Annotated in this window: 17 protein-coding genes; 13 read left to right on the top strand and 4 right to left on the bottom strand. The window is 67.2% G+C overall.

The features are described 5' to 3' along the window. Positions 1–146 precede the first annotated feature (146 nt). The 6 genes from WBV89_RS20735 to WBV89_RS20710 all read left to right on the top strand — a co-directional run bounded on the left by WBV89_RS20735 (position 147) and on the right by WBV89_RS20710 (position 7414). Positions 147–1886, top strand: coding sequence for a hypothetical protein (locus WBV89_RS20735; RefSeq protein ID WP_423983228.1), 1740 nt, complete (start codon positions 147–149; stop codon positions 1884–1886). An 85-nt stretch (positions 1887–1971) separates the two neighbouring features. Next, positions 1972–2964, top strand: coding sequence for a 3-isopropylmalate dehydrogenase (locus WBV89_RS20730; RefSeq protein WP_423983227.1), 993 nt, complete (start codon positions 1972–1974; stop codon positions 2962–2964). Positions 2965–3026: 62 nt separating this feature from the next. Further along, positions 3027–3944 (top strand): branched-chain amino acid transaminase, encoded by a 918-nt coding sequence (locus tag WBV89_RS20725; RefSeq protein ID WP_423983226.1) that lies wholly within the window; start codon positions 3027–3029, stop codon positions 3942–3944. A 9-nt stretch (positions 3945–3953) separates the two neighbouring features. Next, positions 3954–4328 carry a hypothetical protein gene (locus tag WBV89_RS20720; protein WP_423983225.1) on the top strand — a complete coding sequence of 125 codons (375 nt, stop codon included), beginning with the start codon at positions 3954–3956 and terminating at the stop codon, positions 4326–4328. An 866-nt stretch (positions 4329–5194) separates the two neighbouring features. Continuing rightward, positions 5195–6787 (top strand): citramalate synthase, encoded by a 1593-nt coding sequence (cimA, locus tag WBV89_RS20715; protein WP_423983224.1) that lies wholly within the window; start codon positions 5195–5197, stop codon positions 6785–6787. 102 nt (positions 6788–6889) lie between these two features. Next, complete coding sequence (locus WBV89_RS20710; RefSeq protein ID WP_423983223.1) at positions 6890–7414, top strand: hypothetical protein; 525 nt, start codon at positions 6890–6892, stop codon at positions 7412–7414. A gap of 5 nt (positions 7415–7419) precedes the next feature. Here WBV89_RS20710 and WBV89_RS20705 read toward each other — a convergent pair whose 3' ends face one another. Next, positions 7420–8052 carry a L,D-transpeptidase gene (locus tag WBV89_RS20705; protein ID WP_423983222.1) on the bottom strand — a complete coding sequence of 211 codons (633 nt, stop codon included), beginning with the start codon at positions 8050–8052 and terminating at the stop codon, positions 7420–7422. Between the two features lie 68 nt (positions 8053–8120). On the opposite strand from WBV89_RS20705, the gene WBV89_RS20700 reads away from it, so the two are divergent. Genes WBV89_RS20700 through WBV89_RS20690 form a run of 3 tightly spaced genes read left to right on the top strand, consistent with a single transcriptional unit; the run spans position 8121 to position 10846 of the window. After that, positions 8121–9140, top strand: coding sequence for a UDP-glucose--hexose-1-phosphate uridylyltransferase (locus WBV89_RS20700; protein ID WP_423983221.1), 1020 nt, complete (start codon positions 8121–8123; stop codon positions 9138–9140). A 54-nt stretch (positions 9141–9194) separates the two neighbouring features. Beyond that, positions 9195–10136: an aminotransferase class IV gene (locus tag WBV89_RS20695; protein WP_423983220.1), complete on the top strand. Its 942-nt coding sequence runs from the start codon at positions 9195–9197 to the stop codon at positions 10134–10136. Further along, entirely contained in the window at positions 10133–10846 is a 714-nt protein-coding gene (locus WBV89_RS20690) for an HAD family hydrolase (RefSeq protein ID WP_423983219.1), read from the top strand. Before WBV89_RS20695 ends, WBV89_RS20690 begins: the two co-directional genes overlap by 4 nt. Before the next feature lie 59 nt (positions 10847–10905). On the opposite strand, the gene aztB is transcribed toward WBV89_RS20690, so the two are convergent. After that, a complete protein-coding gene (aztB, locus tag WBV89_RS20685) occupies positions 10906–11751 on the bottom strand; it encodes a zinc ABC transporter permease AztB (protein WP_423983218.1) in 846 nt (281 codons plus the stop codon). A gap of 7 nt (positions 11752–11758) precedes the next feature. Next, complete coding sequence (locus tag WBV89_RS20680) at positions 11759–12688, bottom strand: metal ABC transporter solute-binding protein, Zn/Mn family (protein WP_423983217.1); 930 nt, start codon at positions 12686–12688, stop codon at positions 11759–11761. 12 nt (positions 12689–12700) lie between these two features. Here WBV89_RS20680 and WBV89_RS20675 point away from each other — a divergent pair, with 12 nt between their 5' ends. Beyond that, on the top strand, positions 12701–13501 hold the full coding sequence (locus WBV89_RS20675) for a metal ABC transporter ATP-binding protein (protein ID WP_423983216.1): 801 nt from the start codon (positions 12701–12703) through the stop codon (positions 13499–13501). 47 nt (positions 13502–13548) lie between these two features. Here the strand turns inward: WBV89_RS20675 and hisC are convergent, their stop codons facing one another. Next, positions 13549–14646 (bottom strand): histidinol-phosphate transaminase, encoded by a 1098-nt coding sequence (gene hisC, locus WBV89_RS20670; protein ID WP_423983215.1) that lies wholly within the window; start codon positions 14644–14646, stop codon positions 13549–13551. A 92-nt stretch (positions 14647–14738) separates the two neighbouring features. Here hisC and WBV89_RS20665 point away from each other — a divergent pair, with 92 nt between their 5' ends. The 3 genes from WBV89_RS20665 to WBV89_RS20655 all read left to right on the top strand — a co-directional run. Next, positions 14739–16697 (top strand): acetoacetate--CoA ligase, encoded by a 1959-nt coding sequence (locus WBV89_RS20665; RefSeq protein ID WP_423983229.1) that lies wholly within the window; start codon positions 14739–14741, stop codon positions 16695–16697. Positions 16698–16751: 54 nt separating this feature from the next. Then, on the top strand, positions 16752–17963 hold the full coding sequence (dinB, locus tag WBV89_RS20660) for a DNA polymerase IV (RefSeq protein WP_423983214.1): 1212 nt from the start codon (positions 16752–16754) through the stop codon (positions 17961–17963). Positions 17964–18126: 163 nt separating this feature from the next. Continuing rightward, the coding region (locus WBV89_RS20655) for a hypothetical protein (RefSeq protein ID WP_423983213.1) at positions 18127–18512 on the top strand (386 nt) is incomplete at its 3' end.

The following is an 18512-nucleotide window of genomic DNA, read 5'->3' as shown; positions in this document are numbered from 1 at the left end:
CGACCCCCGAAACCGTGTGGACGTCCAGCAACCCGCCGCCACGCGCCTCCCAGCGATCTCGTGAACTGTTCGCGCACGGAGCGCCGCAGAAGTTCACGAGAACGCCGTGATCTGCGGGGCGAGAACGGCCGTCGTAGGGTCGGATGATGGACGTGGAGGGGGACGAGGGTGCGGCTGTCGGCGCCGACCGCGTTCCTGGCCGGCCGTGGAGGTCGACCGAACGCGCCCGGATCATCGCCGCGTCGGTCGCAGTGGTCGCGGCTCTCGTCGGGGCGGCGGGTGTCGTGGGGTCCTCCGACACGCGAGATTCGATTGCCGATGGTGCGATCGCGGGGCCATCGATTCCGACCGTCGAGCGCACGACCGTCCCGCAGGTGCTCACCGCAACGTCGAGGACATCGAGCACCACGACCGGCAGTGTCAGCGCGACGTCGTCGACGGTTGCCTCGACGACCACCGTCGCGGTGACCGCTCCGGAACTCGACGACGAACCCGCCGTCGTCGCGCGGCCGATCCCGGTCGATCCGCCTCCTCCACCTCCGGCAGCACCGCGCGCTCCGTGGGCCGACAGCGTCGTCTCGACCGCCGGCGGGCACCTGTCCACCGACGTCGGTTGCGCTCGCGACCTCTCGGCGTCTGCTCTGGACGAGTTCTTCTCCCAACGGGTCGGGCCGGTCATCGGGTGGGACTATCAGCACGTGTATCCGCTCGGAGGCGGCCGGTCTCTGTGGTTGTTCCAGGACACGTTCATCGACCATTCGAACACCGCCACGTCTCTCGACCGGGCGAGCTTCGCCCACAACACCGCACTCGTCCAGGACGGCACGTGCTTCCGACTCCTCCATGGCGGGACGGCGTCACGGCCGACCCCGTTCGAACCCGGAACCGGCACGACGTCACTCGCGACCTGGTTCTGGCCGATGGGGGGCGAAGTCCACGACGGTCGGCTGTACGTGTTCTGGGCGCGGATGCAGAAGGATCCAGTCGATCCGCTTCCTCCGGACGGCCTCGGTTGGCACCCCGATGCCACGTTCGTCGGAACCTACGATCCGGGGACGCTCGAGCGGCTCGACTTCCGTCAGGCGACGCAGGGCGGAGCGACTCCCATCTACGGATACGCCGTGCAATCGCAGGGTGATTGGACCTACCTGTTCGGGAACACGTTCGAGCAGAACCTCGCACGCGAGGGGGGTTGGGGAGATGGTCCGCACTCGGGAACGAAGATGTTCCTCGGCCGCGTCCCCCGCGGTCGGATCTTCGACCAGCCGCAGTACTGGACACCGGGCGGTTGGACCGCCGACCGCGCTGCGGCGGTACCGGTCCTGCAGCGGCACTGGGCCGAGTTCCCGTTTCAGCCGCGCATCATCGACGGGCAGTGGGTGGCGGCAACGGCCGTCGACGGATACTGGGGCGATCGGTTCGAACTCGACGTGGCATCGGATCCGTGGGGGCCGTGGACGACGGTCGAACAGGGCGCGCTTGCTCCACGGGGTGCCGACCCCGCGATGAACACGTACCACGCGCATCTGATGCCGTGGCGCGACGGTGCCGGGCAGGTGGTCGTCGCGGTGTCGAACAACGCGCGCAACATGTTGCGCGACGCATGGCCGAACCCGTCGCGATACCGACCCAACCTGCTCTCGTTCGCGTGGCGGACCCCGCCTCCGGTCGCGACCGTTCCCCCGGCGACCACGACGACGAGCACCACGCCACCTCGCCCGACGACGACAGCGCCGCCCCGGACCACCACCACCACGACGACAACCACGACAATCCCGCGGGTCACGACGACTGCGCCCAGCACATCGTCCACGGTCGCACCCACCGGCAGTTCGACGACGGTCGACCCTCCCGCGGCATCATCCACGGCCCCCGCCGAGCCCTGAACCCCAGCGTTCTCGTGAACAGTTCGCGCACGGAGAGCGGCAGAAGTACACGAGAACGCCGGAAACCTTTAGCCTGCTGCGCACTATGGCGCACAACATTGCAGTGATCGGTGGAGACGGGATCGGACCGGACGTGACCGCCGAGGCGATCAAGGTGATCCGGGCCGCCGGTGTCGACATCACCACCTCGGAGTTCGACCTCGGCGGATCGCGATACCTGAAGGACGGTGAGATCCTCTCCGACGAGACGCTCGACGAGCTGCGCTCGTTCGACTGCATCCTGCTCGGCGCCGTGGGGACCCCCGAGGTTCCCCCGGGAGTGATCGAGCGCGGGCTGTTGCTCAAGATGCGCTTCGAACTCGACCTGTACATCAACCAGCGCCCGTTCGTGGGCGTCGCACCGGGCGGCACCGAGCCTCACGACTTCGTCGTGATCCGTGAGAACACCGAGGGGCCGTACGTCGGCGAGGGCGGCTTGTTGCGTGAGGGGACTCCGCACGAGGTCGCCACGCAGGGGTCGTTCAACACCCGCTTCGGTGTGGAGCGGTGCATCCGTCACGCGTTCGAGCTGGCGATGACACGGGACCGCAAGCATCTGACGCTGGTGCACAAGACCAACGTGTTGCAGTTCTCGGGCTCGCTGTGGCAGCGCACGTTCGACGAGGTCGCCACCGAGTACCCGCAGGTCGACACCGCCTACAACCACGTCGACGCCGCGTGCATCTACTTCGTCCAGGACCCGCACCGCTACGACGTCGTCGTCACCGACAACCTGTTCGGCGACATCCTCACCGACCTCGGCGGCGCGGTGTCCGGCGGGATCGGCCTCGCGTCGTCGGCCAACCTGAACCCGGACCGCACCGGTCCCTCGATGTTCGAGCCGGTCCACGGGTCCGCTCCCGACATCGCCGGTCAGAACAAGGCCAACCCCACGGCGGCGATCCTGTCGGCTGCGCTGATGCTCGATTTCCTCGGCGAGCGCGACGCAGCCGAACGCATCCGAGCAGCGTGCGCCGAGGCAGGCACCGGCAGCACCACCGACGTCGGTGACATGATCGCCGCCCGCGTGGGAAACTGACCCCACACACCGCACGTGTCAACTGGGGTCAGACCCCAGTTGTCACGCTCTGAGGAGGACCGATGCCCATCACCGCAACCGACAAGATCTGGATGAACGGCGAGCTCGTCGACTGGGACAAGGCCCAGGTCCACGTGCTCACCCACGGACTGCATTACGGCAGCGGCGTGTTCGAAGGGATCCGCGCGTACGAGACGGCTGACGGACCGGCGATCTTCCGCCTGACCGAGCACATCGAGCGGCTGTTCAACTCGGCGAAAATCCTCGGCATGGAGATCCCCTACACCGTCGAGCAGCTGATCGATGCGACGAAGGAGACCGTCGCGTCCACCGGTCTGGACTCGTGCTACATCCGTCCGATCGCCTACCTCGGATACGGCGAGATGGGGTTGAACACGCTCCCGTGCTCGGTCGATGTCGCGATCGCCTGCTGGCCGTGGGGCGCCTACCTCGGCGACGACGCGGTGACCAAGGGCGTGCGGCTCAAGACGTCGTCGTGGACCCGCCACGATCACAACACGATGCCGCCCGCAGCGAAGACCACGGGCAACTACGTCAACTCGTCGCTGGCCAAGGTCGAGGCGATCAAGGCCGGATACGACGAGGCCGTGATGCTCGCACCGAACGGACTGGTGGCCGAGTGCTCGGGTGAGAACATCTTCGTCTCGCGCCACGGAAAGCTGATCACGCCGCCGCTGTCGGCGGGTGCGCTCGAGGGGATCACGCAGAGCACGGTGATGACGATCGCCCACGACCTGGGCTTCGAGGCGATCGTCGACAACCTGGCTCGCACCGATCTGTACATCGCGGATGAAGCGTTCGTGTGCGGTACCGCCGCAGAGGTGAGCTCGGTCAACTCGGTCGACGATCGCGAGATCGCGTGCCCGGGCCCGATGACGTCGGCGATCGCGGACACATACCATCGGGCGATCCGTGGCGAGATCGACAAGTACCGGGGTTGGTGCGAACTCGCGGTCTAGTTTCACGAGATGGCCGCCTACGAGTTCACGGTGATCGGTGATCCGGCGCGGGCGCGTCAGACCGCGGCGGAGGCGTTGGAGGCCCGTCAGTTCGTGATGCACTGGTCCGACGAGTGGACGGCGAAGGCGGTCAAGGGCAACAAGACGAAAGCCACCCTGTTCGGTTCCTTCACCCACTACATGGAGATCGCCGTCGCGGTCCGGTCGCTCGACCCCGAACACAGCGTGATCCGCATCGACTCGCTCACCAGCGGGTGGTTGGGCGGCATCTGGGGCGTTCGCAAGACCGAGAAGCAGTTCGCGGAACTCCGCGAACACCTCGGCGTGACTTTTCTCGGCGCCGGGGTCCTGGTCGCCCATCGCGCGCCGGCCGCTCCTTCGTGACGGCGAGGTTCGGGCGGCGGAGAGTCGGCTCACGGCCACGTCAGGCATCTCGTGAACTGTTCGCGCACGGAGCGCCGGACAAGTTCACGAGATCGCCGGAAAACGAGGAGAGCCCCGGTCGGAGGCGACCGGCCGAAGCCGTGCGCCACCCTCCCGGGGCTCTCAGCGGACACATCCACCATCGGTCGATCTACGGGCGTTAGCCTTCGTCTCGACCTAATACATCGCCCGTCTCGCCGCCCGAAAGCTGCGTGGCGGGCGATGCCGCTTTTCGGACCCTGAGCGAGTCTCCCCGCCCATCGTCCGTCGTCACCGTTCACGCCGACCCGGTTCCCCGTGTCACCGAAGTGATCGGAAGAACCGAATCACCAGAAGTGGTGCCGATCGGGGAATTTCCTCCTCGAGGCCAGTTGGGGTGGCCCCGATTCGTCCGTCCCCCTCCGGTTCGGTCCATCCCCACGGTTACCCGTGGATCGTCCCGCCCCGGCGGTGAATATGTCCTGTGCTCCGATTCCGCTGCGCCGTCCCCGTTGCCGGTTCTGGCGTGCGCTCTCCGGAACAAGGACTACTCTGATCGATGCGAAATCCCTGGTCAAGGGGTATTTTCGAAGTCACAGGGTTCTCCACAGAACTTTTCGGCTTACCCCCAGAAGCCCTTCGTTCATCCACCGTTCATCCACTGTTGACGTGTCGCAAGTCACCGCCTGGCCACAGGGTCGTCCACATCTTGCACCGTTGTCATCTGGCGCGAGAACGCCGAAGTGCGCGGTTTGGTCAGGCCTCTGGCGTTGAAATCGCCAATCGAGCGGACTTCACTGGGTTGTCGCGCCCATTCCCGGCGTCATCCACCGACAGGATCATTCATCATGCGACTCGTCGAAGTCTTCGACACCACCCTCCGCGACGGCCTCCAGGTCGAAGGCGTGACCGCGACCGTCGATGACAAGATTCGCATTGCACAGCAGTTGGATCTGCTCGGGGTCCAGTACATCGAAGGCGGTTGGCCCGGTGCGAATCCGAAGGACGTCGAGTTCTTCGAGCGCGCGCAGCGCGAACTCGACCTGACCACATCGACGTTGGTCGCGTTCGGATCGACACGGCGCCCCCGGGGCAAGAGCGACGAAGATCCGACGCTGCGCAACCTGATCGAGGCGAACACGAGCGCCGTGTGCATCGTTGCGAAGAGCTCCGAATACCAGGTCGTCGAGGCGCTCCAGACGTCGCTCGACGAGGGCGCGGCGATGATCGCCGACTCGGTCAAGTTCCTCACCGGCGAGGGCCGTCAGGTCCTCGTCGATCTCGAGCACTTCTTCGACGGATACCGCGAGAACCCGGAGTTCTCGCTGCGGGCGATCGAGTCGGCCGTCGTCAACGGCGCGACTCACCTCGTGCTGTGTGACACCAACGGCGGCACGCTGCCCCACGAGGTCGGCCGGATCGTGGCCGATGTCAAGTCGCATGTCGGCGACGACGCGGTGATCGGGATCCACTGCCACGACGACACCGGTTGTGCCGTCGCCAACTCGATCGCTGCCGTCGAGGCGGGAGCCGGCCACGTCCAGGGGACGTTGAACGGGCTCGGCGAGCGGACCGGCAACACGAATCTCTCGACGGTCATCCCGAACCTCCAGCTCAAGATGGGCTATCAGTGCTTGCCCGAGGGCCGGATCCAGCGGCTGACGTCGGTGAGCCACCACGTCGCCGAGACCCTCAACCGAGCCGTCGACCCGCAGGCCCCGTTCGTCGGTTCGTCCGCGTTCGCGCACAAGGCCGGACTGCACGTCTCGGCGATCGTGCGGGCCAAGGATGCCTACGAGCACGTCGATCCGGAAGCGGTCGGCAACGGGACGCGTTTCGTCGTGTCGGAGATGGCCGGCCGGGCGACGATCCAGATCAAGGCCGACGAGATCGGGATCGCACTCGACGGTGCAGAGATCAACGAGGTCATCGACGAGCTGAAGCGGCTCGAGCACGAGGGGTATCAGTTCGAGGCCGCCGACGCGTCGCTCGAACTGCTGATGCGACGCGTCGTCGGCGGTGTGCCCGACTTCTTCCGCGTCGAATCGATGCGCGTCATCACCGACGAACTTCCCGACGGCGCGTTCACCACCGAGGCGACCGTGAAGGCCTGGGTCGGCCCGAACGGGCCCGACGACGAGGGAGCCGAACGTCAGATCTGGGTCGCTGAGGGCAACGGCCCCGTCAACGCGATCGACACCGCGCTGCGCAAGGCGATCGGTCAGACCCTGCCCCACGTCGCCGACATCCACCTCACCGACTACAAGGTGCGGATCCTCGACGGCGGCAGCGCCACGGGGGCGACGACCCGCGTCCTGCTCTCGGCGACCGACGGTCGACGTGATTGGACGACGATCGGCGTCAGCCCGAACATCATCGAGGCCTCCTGGCGAGCCCTCGAGGACAGCCTCGTGTACGGCCTGCTCCACCAGGACGGCTGAGTTCGCCGCCCGACAGGGGCGCGGGGGAATGGAGCGCCGGTCGGGCGGATCGTTTCACCGATTGCGTGCAGACGACGGCGCGGTGGTATTGACTACAGGACGATGGCTGCTCCCAAGTTCACCCCCGTGGCACCGACCGACTCGCCCCGCGCCTACGGCTCACCGGACCATGTCCCGGACTCGTGGTCCCCGGATCGTCCCGGCGAGATCGACGGATTCCAGCCGCGAGGAGCGCTCCTCGGTGCGCAGGGCCCCGATCAGGGCTTCGCGATCAAGATCGCCCGATCGCTGCGACCACAACTGAGACTGGGCGACGGTGAGAACGTCGACGACGTGATCCGTGGTTGCCTCGGCGTCGCGTTGCGTCGGGCCTCGATGTTCTCGCGAGCTCCTGTCGTACACGATCTGACCATCGCGTTCACGGTGTGGGGGTACTTCGACGACGAGCCCCCGACCGAACTGGTCGATATCCGCATGCCGCTGTTCGAGGGCCTCCGCCACGTCGGACATCACTACACCGAGGCTCGCAAGGTCGCCGATCAGGTGCCGGTCGAGACGCTCCAGATGACTCCCGCCCAGGTGCAGCAGGCATATCCCGGAGACTGGCGCTCGCTCCTGGGCCTCTGAGTGCGTCAATTCGTCGTGATGACGACGGGGTCGCCGATCTGCAGGAAGTCCCAGACCTGAACCGAATCGGATTCGCGTACTCGGAAGCAGCCTGACGAGGCGCCCCGCTGGTCGAGGTCGCCCACCGTGGCGGGATCCTGATCGACCACCTCGTGGAAGGCGATCCGGTTGCCTCGAGGAGTCGTGTAGAACGCGACGAAACGCTCGAGCGGCTCACCGTGGATGCCTGTGGCGTTCTCGTCGCGCGCGAAGACCTCATACGTGCCGACCGGCGGCAGGCCGTAGTTGCTCGATGCGGTCGTCATCGGGATCTCGTCGGTGACCGCGCGACCGTCCATGCACAGCCAGTAGCGCTGGTTGGCCTTGTCGGCAACGGCGGCGCGGGGTGTGTCCGGGCAGCCGGTGAGGTCGTAGGTGGTCGACCCCAACGCCTCACCATCGGCGATGACGGCGTCGACGACTTCGGTCGAGGGAACCGACGCGAGGTTCTCGCCGGTCACGACGTCTTCGGCGGAGTTGACGGGTGTGGCGGTCGCGGAGGTCGGATCGGAGGCAGCCGTGGTCGCGGTCGTCGCCGACTGGCCACAGCCCGCCAGGACGAGCGCACACGCTGCTGCTCCCACGAGTCGAACGTTCACCGGTGCATTCTGGCATTGCAGGCGGGCAAAGGCTGCCGTCGACAGGCTGCGGTATGGTCCGCACCGCCATGACGGAACGGTTTGATCCATCCCTGCATCCGCACCGCCGCCGTAACCCGCTGACGGGTGATTGGGTACTCGTCTCCCCGCAGCGCACCCGACGCCCGTGGCAGGGCCGGACCGACGCGACCGCGCGCGACGACACGCCGAGCTACGACCCCGACTGCCCCCTGTGTCCGGGCAACGAGCGCGCGGGCGGTGTCACCAACCCCGCCTACCCGTCGACGTTCGTGTTCGAGAACGACTTCGCGGCGTTGCTTCCCGGGGTGACGTCCCCTCCGGCCGATGGTGGCGGCGAGCTGTTCGAGATCGCTGCGGCCGACGGGGAGTGCCGGGTCATCTGCTTCTCGCCGCGCCACGATCTGACCCTGTCGAGCATGTCCCCGTCGGAGCTCGCGGTCGTGATCGACCTGTGGCGGGATCAGCACGCGGAACTGAACGATTCGTGGGAGTGGGTGCAACTGTTCGAAACCCGCGGTGCGATGTCGGGATCGTCGAATCCGCATCCGCACGGCCAGATCTGGTCGTCGGCGTTCCTGCCCGCCGAGGTCGATCGTGAGCTCGCGTCGCAGGCCGCCCACCACGCCCGGCACGGGTCGTCGATGTTGCTCGACTACGCCGAACGGGAGGCCGCGTCGGGGGAGCGGACGATTGCGATCAACGAGCGATGGATCGCGGTGGTGCCGTACTGGGCGTACTGGCCCTACGAGACGCTCGTGTTGCCACGCCGACCGCTGGTGTCGTTCGCCGAGTTCGACGACGGTGATGCCGAGGGCCTCGCCGATGTGCTCCGGACGATGCTCGGCGCGTTCGATCGACTCTTCGGCGTGCCGTTCCCGTACTGCTCGGGCTGGCACGGTGTTCCTCGGTCGGGGTCGGCGGGCGCCCAATTGCACGCGCACTTCTACCCGCCGCTCCTGCGTTCGGCCGAGATCCAGAAGATCCCGGCCAGCTACGAGCTGCTCGCCAACCTGCAGCGCGACCTCACCGCCGAGTCAGCCGCGACGAATCTCCGCGCCGTCCTCTAGAAAATGCGCGTGGTGGGTGCCAGGCACCGACGCGCATTTTGGGAGGATGACGTGATGGCTCACGGAACCCACGACTACGACATCGACCCGCGCAACGAGTCGATCGTCATCGGGATCAATGATGCTCTGCTCCCGCGGGACCAAGCGATGGTGTCGGTCTTCGACAGCGGTTTCATGCTCGGCGACGGCGTGTGGGAGGGAATCCGGATCCACGGCGGAAAGCCGGCGTTTCTCGACGACCACCTCCGTCGGCTGTACGAGGGTGCCAAGGGGATCGACATGGACATCGGCCGGACCCCCGCCGAGCTGACGGCGATGATCCAGGCCACGCTCGACGCGAACGGGATGGGACCCGACACCGACGGCGTCCACATCCGCCTGATGGTGACACGCGGCGTCAAGTCGACGCCGTACCAGGATCCGCGGTTCACGATCAGCGCTCCGACGATCGTGATCATCCCCGAACACAAAACGGCGAGGCCCGAGACGTTGGCCCAGGGGATCTCGTTGTACACGGTGTCGATCCGCCGCGGTCGGCCCGATGTACAGGATCCGAAGTGGAACTCGCACTCCAAGCTCAACTGCATCTCGGCCTGCATCCAGGCAGCCAAGGCCGGTGCCGATGAAGGACTGATGCTCGACCCGCAGGGTTTCGTCGCGACATGCAACTCGACCCACTTCTTCATCGTGCGCGAGCCCGACGGACCCGATGGGCCGACCGAGGTGTGGACGTCGACGGGCGACTACTGCATCCCGGGAATCACCCGTCGCAACGTGCTGCGGTTGTGCGCCGAGCACGGGATCACCGCCCGTGAGAAGAACTTCAGCGTCACCGAGTGCTACGGCGCCACCGAGGCGTTCGTCACCGGCACCTTCGCCGGGATCGCCCCGGTCACCGAGATCGACGGACGCACGATCGGCACCGGCGAACGCGGTCCGATCGTCGAGCGGATGCAGCAGCACTACCTCGAACTGCTCGATCGTGAGTGCCGATGACGCGCATCGCGATGTGGTCGGGGCCACGGAATCTCTCGACGGCGATGATGCGCAGCTGGGAGAACCGGTCGGACACCGAGGTTCTGGACGAGCCGTTGTACGCGGCCTACCTGCAGGCGACCGGGCTCGACCATCCGGCCCGCGACGAGATCATCGCCGTCGGGCCGGCTGACGGTGATGCGGCGATCGCCGCGTGTCTGGCCGCGCCCTCGGATGCTCCGATCAGCTACCAGAAGCACATGGCCCATCACCTGTACCCGGGCCTCGACCGGTCGTGGATCGGCGAGTTCCGCAACTGTCTCCTGCTGCGCGATCCGAGGCGGGTGCTCGCGAGCTACACGAAGGTGCGCGACGCAGTGTCCCTCACCGACATCGGCATCCCGCAGCAGATCGAATTGGTCGAACGGTGTGAGTTGGTCGTCGATGCGGCCGACTTCCTGACCGATCCGACGGGGTATCAGATCGAGATCTGTCGCACGTTCGGTGTCCCGTTCGACGAGGCGATGATGTCGTGGCCCGCCGGGCCGCGCGCGAGCGACGGGGTCTGGGCGCCGCACTGGTACGCCTCGGTCGAAGCATCGACCGGATTCGGCCCGCCCCCGGGCGACGCCGTGCCCGATCTACCCGATCACCTCACCGACCTCGCCGCCGAGGCGTTCGAGATCTATCAGGATCTCCGTCGCGATCGTCTCCGTGTGGTAAGCCGGTGAGTCAATCGACGCAGCCGTGATGTCTCGCTCACCTGGCGGGTCGTGTGTGCCGAATGGTGTCAGGCGGGGAGAGGACGGCGTCGGGAGATGGCCGACCAGGCCTCGGTGCCGGCGAGGACCGCGAAGAACTGGAGCACCGCGACGCCCGCGACCGTGGCCGAGGCCGCGGTCGAGGCGTGATAGCTGACGGTCAGTCCGATCACCACCGCACTCCACCCGAAACAGACCGAGACCGCCATTGCGGTGGGGACCCGTCGCACGAGCAGGACCGCGGTCGCCGGCGGGGCGACGAGCAGTCCGAACACGAGGAGAGTGCCGACCACCCGGAAGCTCGTCACGACCGTGAGCGACAGCAGCGCGAGCATCGCGACGTGCGCGACCCGGGGGTGGAGTCGCAGCGTTGCGGCTTTCGACGCGTCGATCGACAGCGCGAGGAACGCCCGATGGCCGATGACAACACCAGCGAGGGTCACCCCCAATGCGATCGCACCGATCACGATCTCGTCATCGGACACGCCGAGGATGTCACCGAACAGGAAGTCGGTCAGATCGCCGGAGAACGACGTCTGGCGACTGATGATCACGACGCCGAGCGCGAGCATTCCGACGAACAGCAAGCCGATTCCCGTGTCGTCCGACAGCTTTGTCGTGCGATGGACGAGGTTGATTCCGAGCACCATGACGACCGCGCTCACGGCCGCACCGATCGTCAGGTCGATGCCCCACACCGCCGCGAGCGCGATCCCCGGGAGCACACCGTGTGCCATCGCGTCACCGAAGAAGGCGAGTCCGCGCACGACCACCCACGTGCCGATCAGCGACGTCGCGGTCGCGGCGAGCAGCCCGCCGATCAGCGCGCGCTGCGTGAGCTGCGAGGAGAAGGCGTCGGTGAGCAGGTCGAACATGGTGATGTCAGCGAAGAGCGTCGGCGATCAGGTCGGCGTTCGTCTGCATCATCTCGAGATATGTGGCCGCGCCGGAGTCGGCGTCGCCGAGGCTCTCGCTGAACAGTTCGACGATCACGACGTCGTCACCATCGATGGTTCCGACCTCGTCGGCGATGGCGTTCGCGATCTGGGTCGACTGAGTGGTCTCACCGAAGATCGCGGGGATTCCGTCATCGCGGATCAAATCGGCGAGTGCCTCGATGTCCGACGCCGACGGCTCGGCCGAGGTGGTCGTCGACGGGATCACGGCCCCGACCACATCGAACCCGTATCGGTCGGCGAAGTACTCGAACACCTCGTGGTTCGTGACGAGCACGCGACGGTCGACGGGGATCGTCTCGACGCTGGCCTCGATCGAGGTGTCCAACGCGTCGAGTTCGGCTCGATACGCGTCGAACGAATCGGCGAGCTGGTCGGGTTCGATCTCGTCGAGCTCACCCAGTCGCGTCTCGAGCGCGTCGAGGCCCTCGTCGATCCGGTGCGGGTCGGTCCACAGGTGGGGGTCGCCGTCGAGGAGGGACACCGAGTCGGCGAAGGAGAACACGGGCGTTCCGGCGGATTCGACGTTGTCGACGATGCCCACCATGCCGGCCTCGAAGCCGGCCCCGTTGATGACGAGCAGGTCGGCATTCTCCATCGCCTCGGCCTGTCGCGCCGACGGTGCGAAGTCGTGGGGTTCGGCACCTGCGGGCATGATCACCTCGACGTCGACGAGGTCACCGGCGGCCGCCTGCACCACGTCGCCGAGGATGTTCGTCGTGACGACGACCGTCGGGACGTCACCGGCGCCGTCGGAGGCCTCGGTGGTGGCCGAATCCGAGCCGCACGCGGCGAGGCTGACGACGCCGACGGCGGAGCCCGCGATGAGGGTGCAGGTGCGTTGGAACGATCTCACATCCGATAGATTATGGGAATCATTCCCGAAACAACAACCCACGGATCGGACGGCACCGATCACGACGATCTCAGCGTCGCCGACCTCGTCGTCGTGCGCGGGCGAGCGACGGTGCTCGAGATCGAGTCGCTGCGGATCCCGCACGGCTACACGGCGCTGGTCGGACCGAACGGGTCGGGCAAGACCACCTTGCTGGACGTTTTCGCCGGGCTGATCGAGCCCCGCCGCGGGACGGTCGAGTTCGGGATGTGTGCGCCGGGCGAGCGACTTCCCCGGTTGGCGTACGTCCTCCAGTCGCAGCCAGCGTCCGAACAATTGCTCGTGACGGCCGGCGAGGTCGTCGCGCTCGCCCGCTCGTCGCAGCGTGGTCTGTTCGGACGGTTGACGAGCGATGACCGCACGATGATCGATGCGGCGATGGAGCGTCTCGACGTCGCCCATCTTGCCCACCGACATCTGGCCGAGATGTCGGGCGGGCAACGTCAGCGGGTGTTCATCGCGCAGGGTCTCGCACAGGACGCGGACGTACTCCTGCTCGACGAACCGGTCGCCGGACTCGACCTGGCATCGATGCAGACGATCCGCGAGGCGATCGACGACGAGTGTGCGGCGGGCCGGACGGTCGTCGTGGCCACCCACGATCTGGAGGAGGCCGCCCGGGCCGACACGGTCGTGATGCTCAACGGCCGTGTCGTCGCCAGCGGACCGCCCGCGGACGTGCTTCGAGCGGAGAACCTGCGCGAGGCCTATCGCGGACGGGTCATCGAGATCGCGGACGGTGTGATGACCGTCGACGACGACCACCACCACTGACCGTTACGTAACGGGTCTGACCCGTTACGTAACGCCGTCGAACATCGTCAGGTCGGTCTGATGCCGAGGTCGTTCGCAGCGTCGTCGAGCGCCGCGACGAATCGATCGTTCGCTGCGGCGTCGGAGGTCGTGACGCGGATGCCGACCTCCGGGAATGCTCGGGCGACGATCCCGCGACGTTCGAGTGCTGCTCCGACGTCGGCCGCCAAATCCCCGAGCGGCAACCAGACGAAGTTGCCCTGCGGTTCGGGGATCGTCCACCCGGCGGAGCGGAGAGCGGCGGTGACGCGTGTCCGTTCGGTCACGACGTCGGCGACGCGCACGCGCATCTCGTCGATCGCGGCCAGGCTCGCCCGAGCGGCGCGCTGGGCGAGGGAGTTGACGGCAAACGGAACGAGCGTCCGGTCGATCATCGCGATCACCTCGGGATTCCCAACGGTATAGCCGACACGTAGGGCGGCGAGGCCGTGGGCCTTGCTGAACGTCCGGGTGACGACGAGGTTCGGGTACGTGGAGATGAGCGGCGTGGAGTCGACGACGCCCGGGTCGGTGACGAACTCGGAGTACGCCTCGTCGAGGACGACGAGGCAGGTCGACGGCACGGTCTCGAGGAACGTCACGATCTCGTCGGTGCCGACGACGGTCCCGGTCGGGTTGTTCGGATTGGTGACGAACGCGACCTTCGTGCGTTCGGTGACCGCTGCGGCGAGCGCGGGGAGGTCGAACGTCTCGTCACGCAATGGGACCCGCACCTGCTCGGCCTCGACGAGCAGGGCGAAGAGCGGGTAGGCCTCGAACGAGGGCCAGCACATCGCGACCTCGTCGCCGGGTTCGACGTACGAGAGCAGGATCTGTTGGAGCAGTCCCGCCGAACCGGCACCGACCGTCACCTGCTCGACGTCGACACCGAGGTGGGCGGCGAGATCAGATCGCAGCTCGACCGCTCCGTGGTCGGGGTACAGGTTGACCTGCTCGATCCCCGCCGAGATCGCGCCTGCGACGGACGGGAGCGGAACGAAAGGAGCCTCGTTGGACGCGAGCTTGACGGCGCCGACGATCCCGTGGTCGGCCTCCGCCGCGGCGGCCGACCGTCCGGGTCGATACGCCGGGAGAGCGGCAATGGCGGGGCGTGGTCGTCCGGTCACGGCTCGATTCTGGCAGCATTGCCCGCGTGACGAAGAGCGCCGACGGTGACCGAGTGGATCAGGCCCGCCCCGACACGCCATCTACCGGGACCGTGATCTGGGAGCCGGCTCCGGATGCGTGGGAGCGCAGCCGCCTGGCCGACTTCGCTCGCACCGTCGCGTCGGATGGTGGACCCGATCTCCACGACTACCAGCAGGTTCTCGAATGGTCGCTTGCCAAGCCGGCAGGTTTCTGGCGCGCGGTGGCCGATTGGGCGGGGGTTCGCTTCCACGACGCACCGACGGCCGACATCGGGTCGGACCGGATGCCGGGAGCCGAGTGGTTTCCCGGTGCGACCCTCAACCACGCCGAACTCGCACTACGGCAGGCCACGCTCACGCCGGATGACGTCGCGATCGTGTCCGTCAGCCAGACCCGCGATCGCATCGAGTTGGCCTGGGGCGAGCTGGCGGATCAGGTTGCCCGGTGTCGGATGGGTCTTGCCGACCTCGGCATCGGATGTGGGGATCGAGTCGTCGCGTTCCTGCCCAACATCGCGGAGACGACGGTCGCGTTCCTGGCGACAGCGAGCCTCGGTGCGATCTGGTCGTCGTGTGCGCCCGAGTTCGGCGTACGAGCGGTCACCGATCGCTGGGTGCAGGTCGATCCGACGGTCCTGCTGACGATCGACGGCTATCGCTACGGAACCAAGGACGTCGATCGGTCGCGCCACGTCGAGGAGATCGTTGCTGCGTTGCCGACGCTCGAGCACGTCGTGCGGCTGCCGTATCTCGATCGAAACGGCGACGACGGGTGGTCCCGGCTGTTGGACCACGACTCGGAGAAAGCGGCCGCTGCGATGGCATTCGAGCCGGTTCCGTTCGACCATCCGTTGTACGTGCTGTTCTCGTCGGGGACGACCGGGCTGCCGAAGCCGATCGTCCACGGGCACGGTGGGATCACCCTCGAACATGTGAAGGCCCTCGCGCTGCACTACGAACTCGCGCCCGGTGACCGGTTCGCGTGGTTCACCACGACCGGTTGGATGATGTGGAACTTCCAGACGTCCGCCGCGCTCGTCGGTGCGACAGCGGTGCTGTTCGACGGCGACCCCGGTTCGCCGGATCTCACGACGCTGTGGCGCCTCGCAGCGGACGAGCGCGTCGACGTCTTCGGCGTGAGCGCACCGTTCGTGATGGCGTGCCGGAAGGCCGACCTGCACCCGGGCGCCGACCTCGAACTCGCGGGGCTCCGTCACCTCGGTTCGACGGGCGCTCCGCTGCCACCCGAGGGTTTCGCGTGGATCGCGGACGCGGTCGGGTCGGACGTGCAGATCGGCTCGCTGAGCGGCGGCACCGACGTCTGTACCGGGTTCGTCGGCCCCGCCTCGACCCTGCCGGTGCGCCTGGGCGAGATCTCGACGCGGATGCTCGGTTGTGACGTTCAGGCGTTCCGACCCGATGGAACCCGGTGCGGCCCGGGGGAGACCGGGGAGTTGGTGATCATCCAGCCGATGCCGTCGATGCCGGTCGGGTTCTGGGGTGACGATGACGGAACCCGATTCCGGGAGGCCTACTTCGACGACTTCGAGGGCGTGTGGACGCACGGTGACTGGATCACGTTCACCGAGTCGGGCGGCTGCATCATCACCGGGCGATCCGACGCGACGCTCAACCGGGGCGGAGTGCGCCTGGGGACGAGCGACTTCTACACCGTGATCGAGTCGTTGCCGGATGTCGCCGACAGTCTGGTGGTCCACCTCGAGGATCCGGAGGGCGGACCGGGCGAGTTGATCCTGCTCGTGTCGCTCGCGGGCGAGGCGGAGTTGGACGACGAGCTGCTCGGCGCCATCCGCCGTTCGCTGCGGGCCGAGTTGTCGCCGCGTCATGTCCCGGACGTGATCGATCGAGTGCGTGTCATCCCGCGCACACTGTCCGGCAAGAAGCTCGAGGTGCCGGTCAAGCGAATGCTGCTGGGCGCCACGGCGGAGGATGCGGCATCGCGCGACTCGCTCGCCGATCCGGCCGCCTTGGACGACATCGCCACCTGGGTCGCATCGCGCGTTACGTAGCGGGTCAGACCCGTTACGTAACGGGTTGCTGGTCGACGCCGGGTGTGCGAACGTATGTTCGTGGAGCCGCGCGACGCATCGATCCTGCACGCTGATCTCGACTCCTTCTACGCGTCGGTCGAACAGCGCGACGACCCCTCGCTGCGGGGCAAGCCGGTCGTGGCCGGCGGAGGCGTGGTGCTCGCGGCGAGCTACGAGGCGAAACGCTTCGGGGTGCGGACCGCGATGCCCGAGTACGCGGCGCGTCGACTCTGTCCCGATCTGATCGTGATGCCGGCGCGGTTCGATGCCTACTCGCAAGCGAGCAAGGACGTGTTTGCGATCTTCCACGACACGACACCACTCGTCGAGGGGATCTCGATCGATGAAGCCTTCCTCGACGTGGCCGGTCTCCGCCAGATCTCGGGGACACCCGTCGAGATCGCGGCGAAGTTGCGTGAGGACGTGCGTGACCTGGTCGGATTGCCGATCACGGTGGGTGTGGCCCGCACGAAGTTCCTCGCCAAAGTGGCGAGTGGAGTGGGGAAACCGGACGGTCTGCTGCTCGTCGACCCGGACCGCGAACTCCAGTTCCTGCACCCGCTTCCGGTCGACAAGTTGTGGGGCGTCGGAGCGATCACCGCCGCGAAACTCGAGGAACGCGGGATCCACACGGTGGGGGAAGTCGCGGCGATGGATCCAGCCGTGTTGACGTCGATCGTCGGAACGGCATCGGGTCGTCAACTGCATGCGCTTGCACACAACGTCGACGCGCGTCGGGTCGAGACGGGGAAGCGTCGCGGATCGATCGGATCGCAACAGGCGCTCGGACGGCGTCGGCGCACCCGTGAGGAGATCGAGGTGATCCTGCTGCGCCTCGTCGATCGTGTGACGCGCCGGATGCGTCGTGCCGATCGGGCCGGGCGGACGGTGACCCTGCGTTTCCGATTCCAGGACTTCACGCGTGCGACCAGGGCATCGTCGCTGCCGCAGCCCACCTCGGCGACGGCTGCACTGCTCGCGACAGCGCGGGCGGTCCTCGACCAGTCCTGGGAGATGATCGACGAGCGTGGAGGGCTGACGCTGATCGGCCTGTCGATCGGGAACCTGGTGAACCTCGGCGACGGGGTCGGTATCCAGATGGCGTTGCCGTTCGATCGCTCGGATTCCGACGTTCTCGATGCAGCGTTCGACGCCGTCCGGGACCGCTTCGGTGCAGCGAGCCTCACCCGTGCCGCAACCGTCGGCAGCGACGCCGACGCCGGTGTGCCGATGCTCCCCGACTGAGCACGCGCACGTCCTGTCGACTCGCGAGTCTCGCGATCTGCCTCGCTTCGGTCAACGCGTGCCAGACACCGCATGACGATGTCGTGGGAGCGTCGGTATGGTGCCTGCGACCGCCGAGGCGGTGCCCCGCCGGGCACCCTGATGAGGACTGAAGCCGGGATCGATGAGCGACGACACCCCCAACCATGGGCACGACCGGAGTGCGGACGACGAGACGACCGTCGACGACGCGACCGACAGCCACGTCGATGATGCCGAGGCTCACGCCGACGCCGAGACGGACGCTGAAACCGAAACCGAAACCGAGACCGAGACCGAGACCGATGCTGAGGCGGACGCAGGGCCGCTGAGCCGGTTCCCGGACTGGATGCCCGCAGTCCTCCGCGGCGGGGCCACCATCCTGGCTGCCGGGATCGTGCTGATGGTCGTGTTGGCGATCACCGATCCCAACGATTCGGGCGCATCCGGTCCGGTCGGCTCTGCGTCGGCCGGACTCGCCGCCACCGGCACGACGGCGCCACCGGTGACCGTCGCCGCATCGACCACGAT

The sequence above is a fragment of the Ilumatobacter sp. genome, assembly GCF_049588435.1.
In the GTDB taxonomy this organism is placed as follows: Bacteria; Actinomycetota; Acidimicrobiia; order Acidimicrobiales; family Ilumatobacteraceae; genus Ilumatobacter_A.
Note: the sequence above shows the minus strand (reverse complement) of the source record. Positions and strands in the feature narration are given on the sequence as shown.

Coding starts and splice junctions, on each gene's coding strand:
- WBV89_RS20710 (WP_423983223.1), top strand. CDS start 6,890: ATGGCTGCTCCCAAGTTCACCCCCGTGGCACCGACCGACTCGCCCCGC.
- WBV89_RS20720 (WP_423983225.1), top strand. CDS start 3,954: ATGGCCGCCTACGAGTTCACGGTGATCGGTGATCCGGCGCGGGCGCGT.
- dinB (WP_423983214.1), top strand. CDS start 16,752: ATGTTCGTGGAGCCGCGCGACGCATCGATCCTGCACGCTGATCTCGAC.
- WBV89_RS20695 (WP_423983220.1), top strand. CDS start 9,195: ATGGCTCACGGAACCCACGACTACGACATCGACCCGCGCAACGAGTCG.
- WBV89_RS20735 (WP_423983228.1), top strand. CDS start 147: ATGGACGTGGAGGGGGACGAGGGTGCGGCTGTCGGCGCCGACCGCGTT.
- WBV89_RS20690 (WP_423983219.1), top strand. CDS start 10,133: ATGACGCGCATCGCGATGTGGTCGGGGCCACGGAATCTCTCGACGGCG.
- WBV89_RS20725 (WP_423983226.1), top strand. CDS start 3,027: ATGCCCATCACCGCAACCGACAAGATCTGGATGAACGGCGAGCTCGTC.
- WBV89_RS20700 (WP_423983221.1), top strand. CDS start 8,121: ATGACGGAACGGTTTGATCCATCCCTGCATCCGCACCGCCGCCGTAAC.
- WBV89_RS20730 (WP_423983227.1), top strand. CDS start 1,972: ATGGCGCACAACATTGCAGTGATCGGTGGAGACGGGATCGGACCGGAC.
- aztB (WP_423983218.1), bottom strand. CDS start 11,751: ATGTTCGACCTGCTCACCGACGCCTTCTCCTCGCAGCTCACGCAGCGC.
- WBV89_RS20675 (WP_423983216.1), top strand. CDS start 12,701: ATGGGAATCATTCCCGAAACAACAACCCACGGATCGGACGGCACCGAT.
- cimA (WP_423983224.1), top strand. CDS start 5,195: ATGCGACTCGTCGAAGTCTTCGACACCACCCTCCGCGACGGCCTCCAG.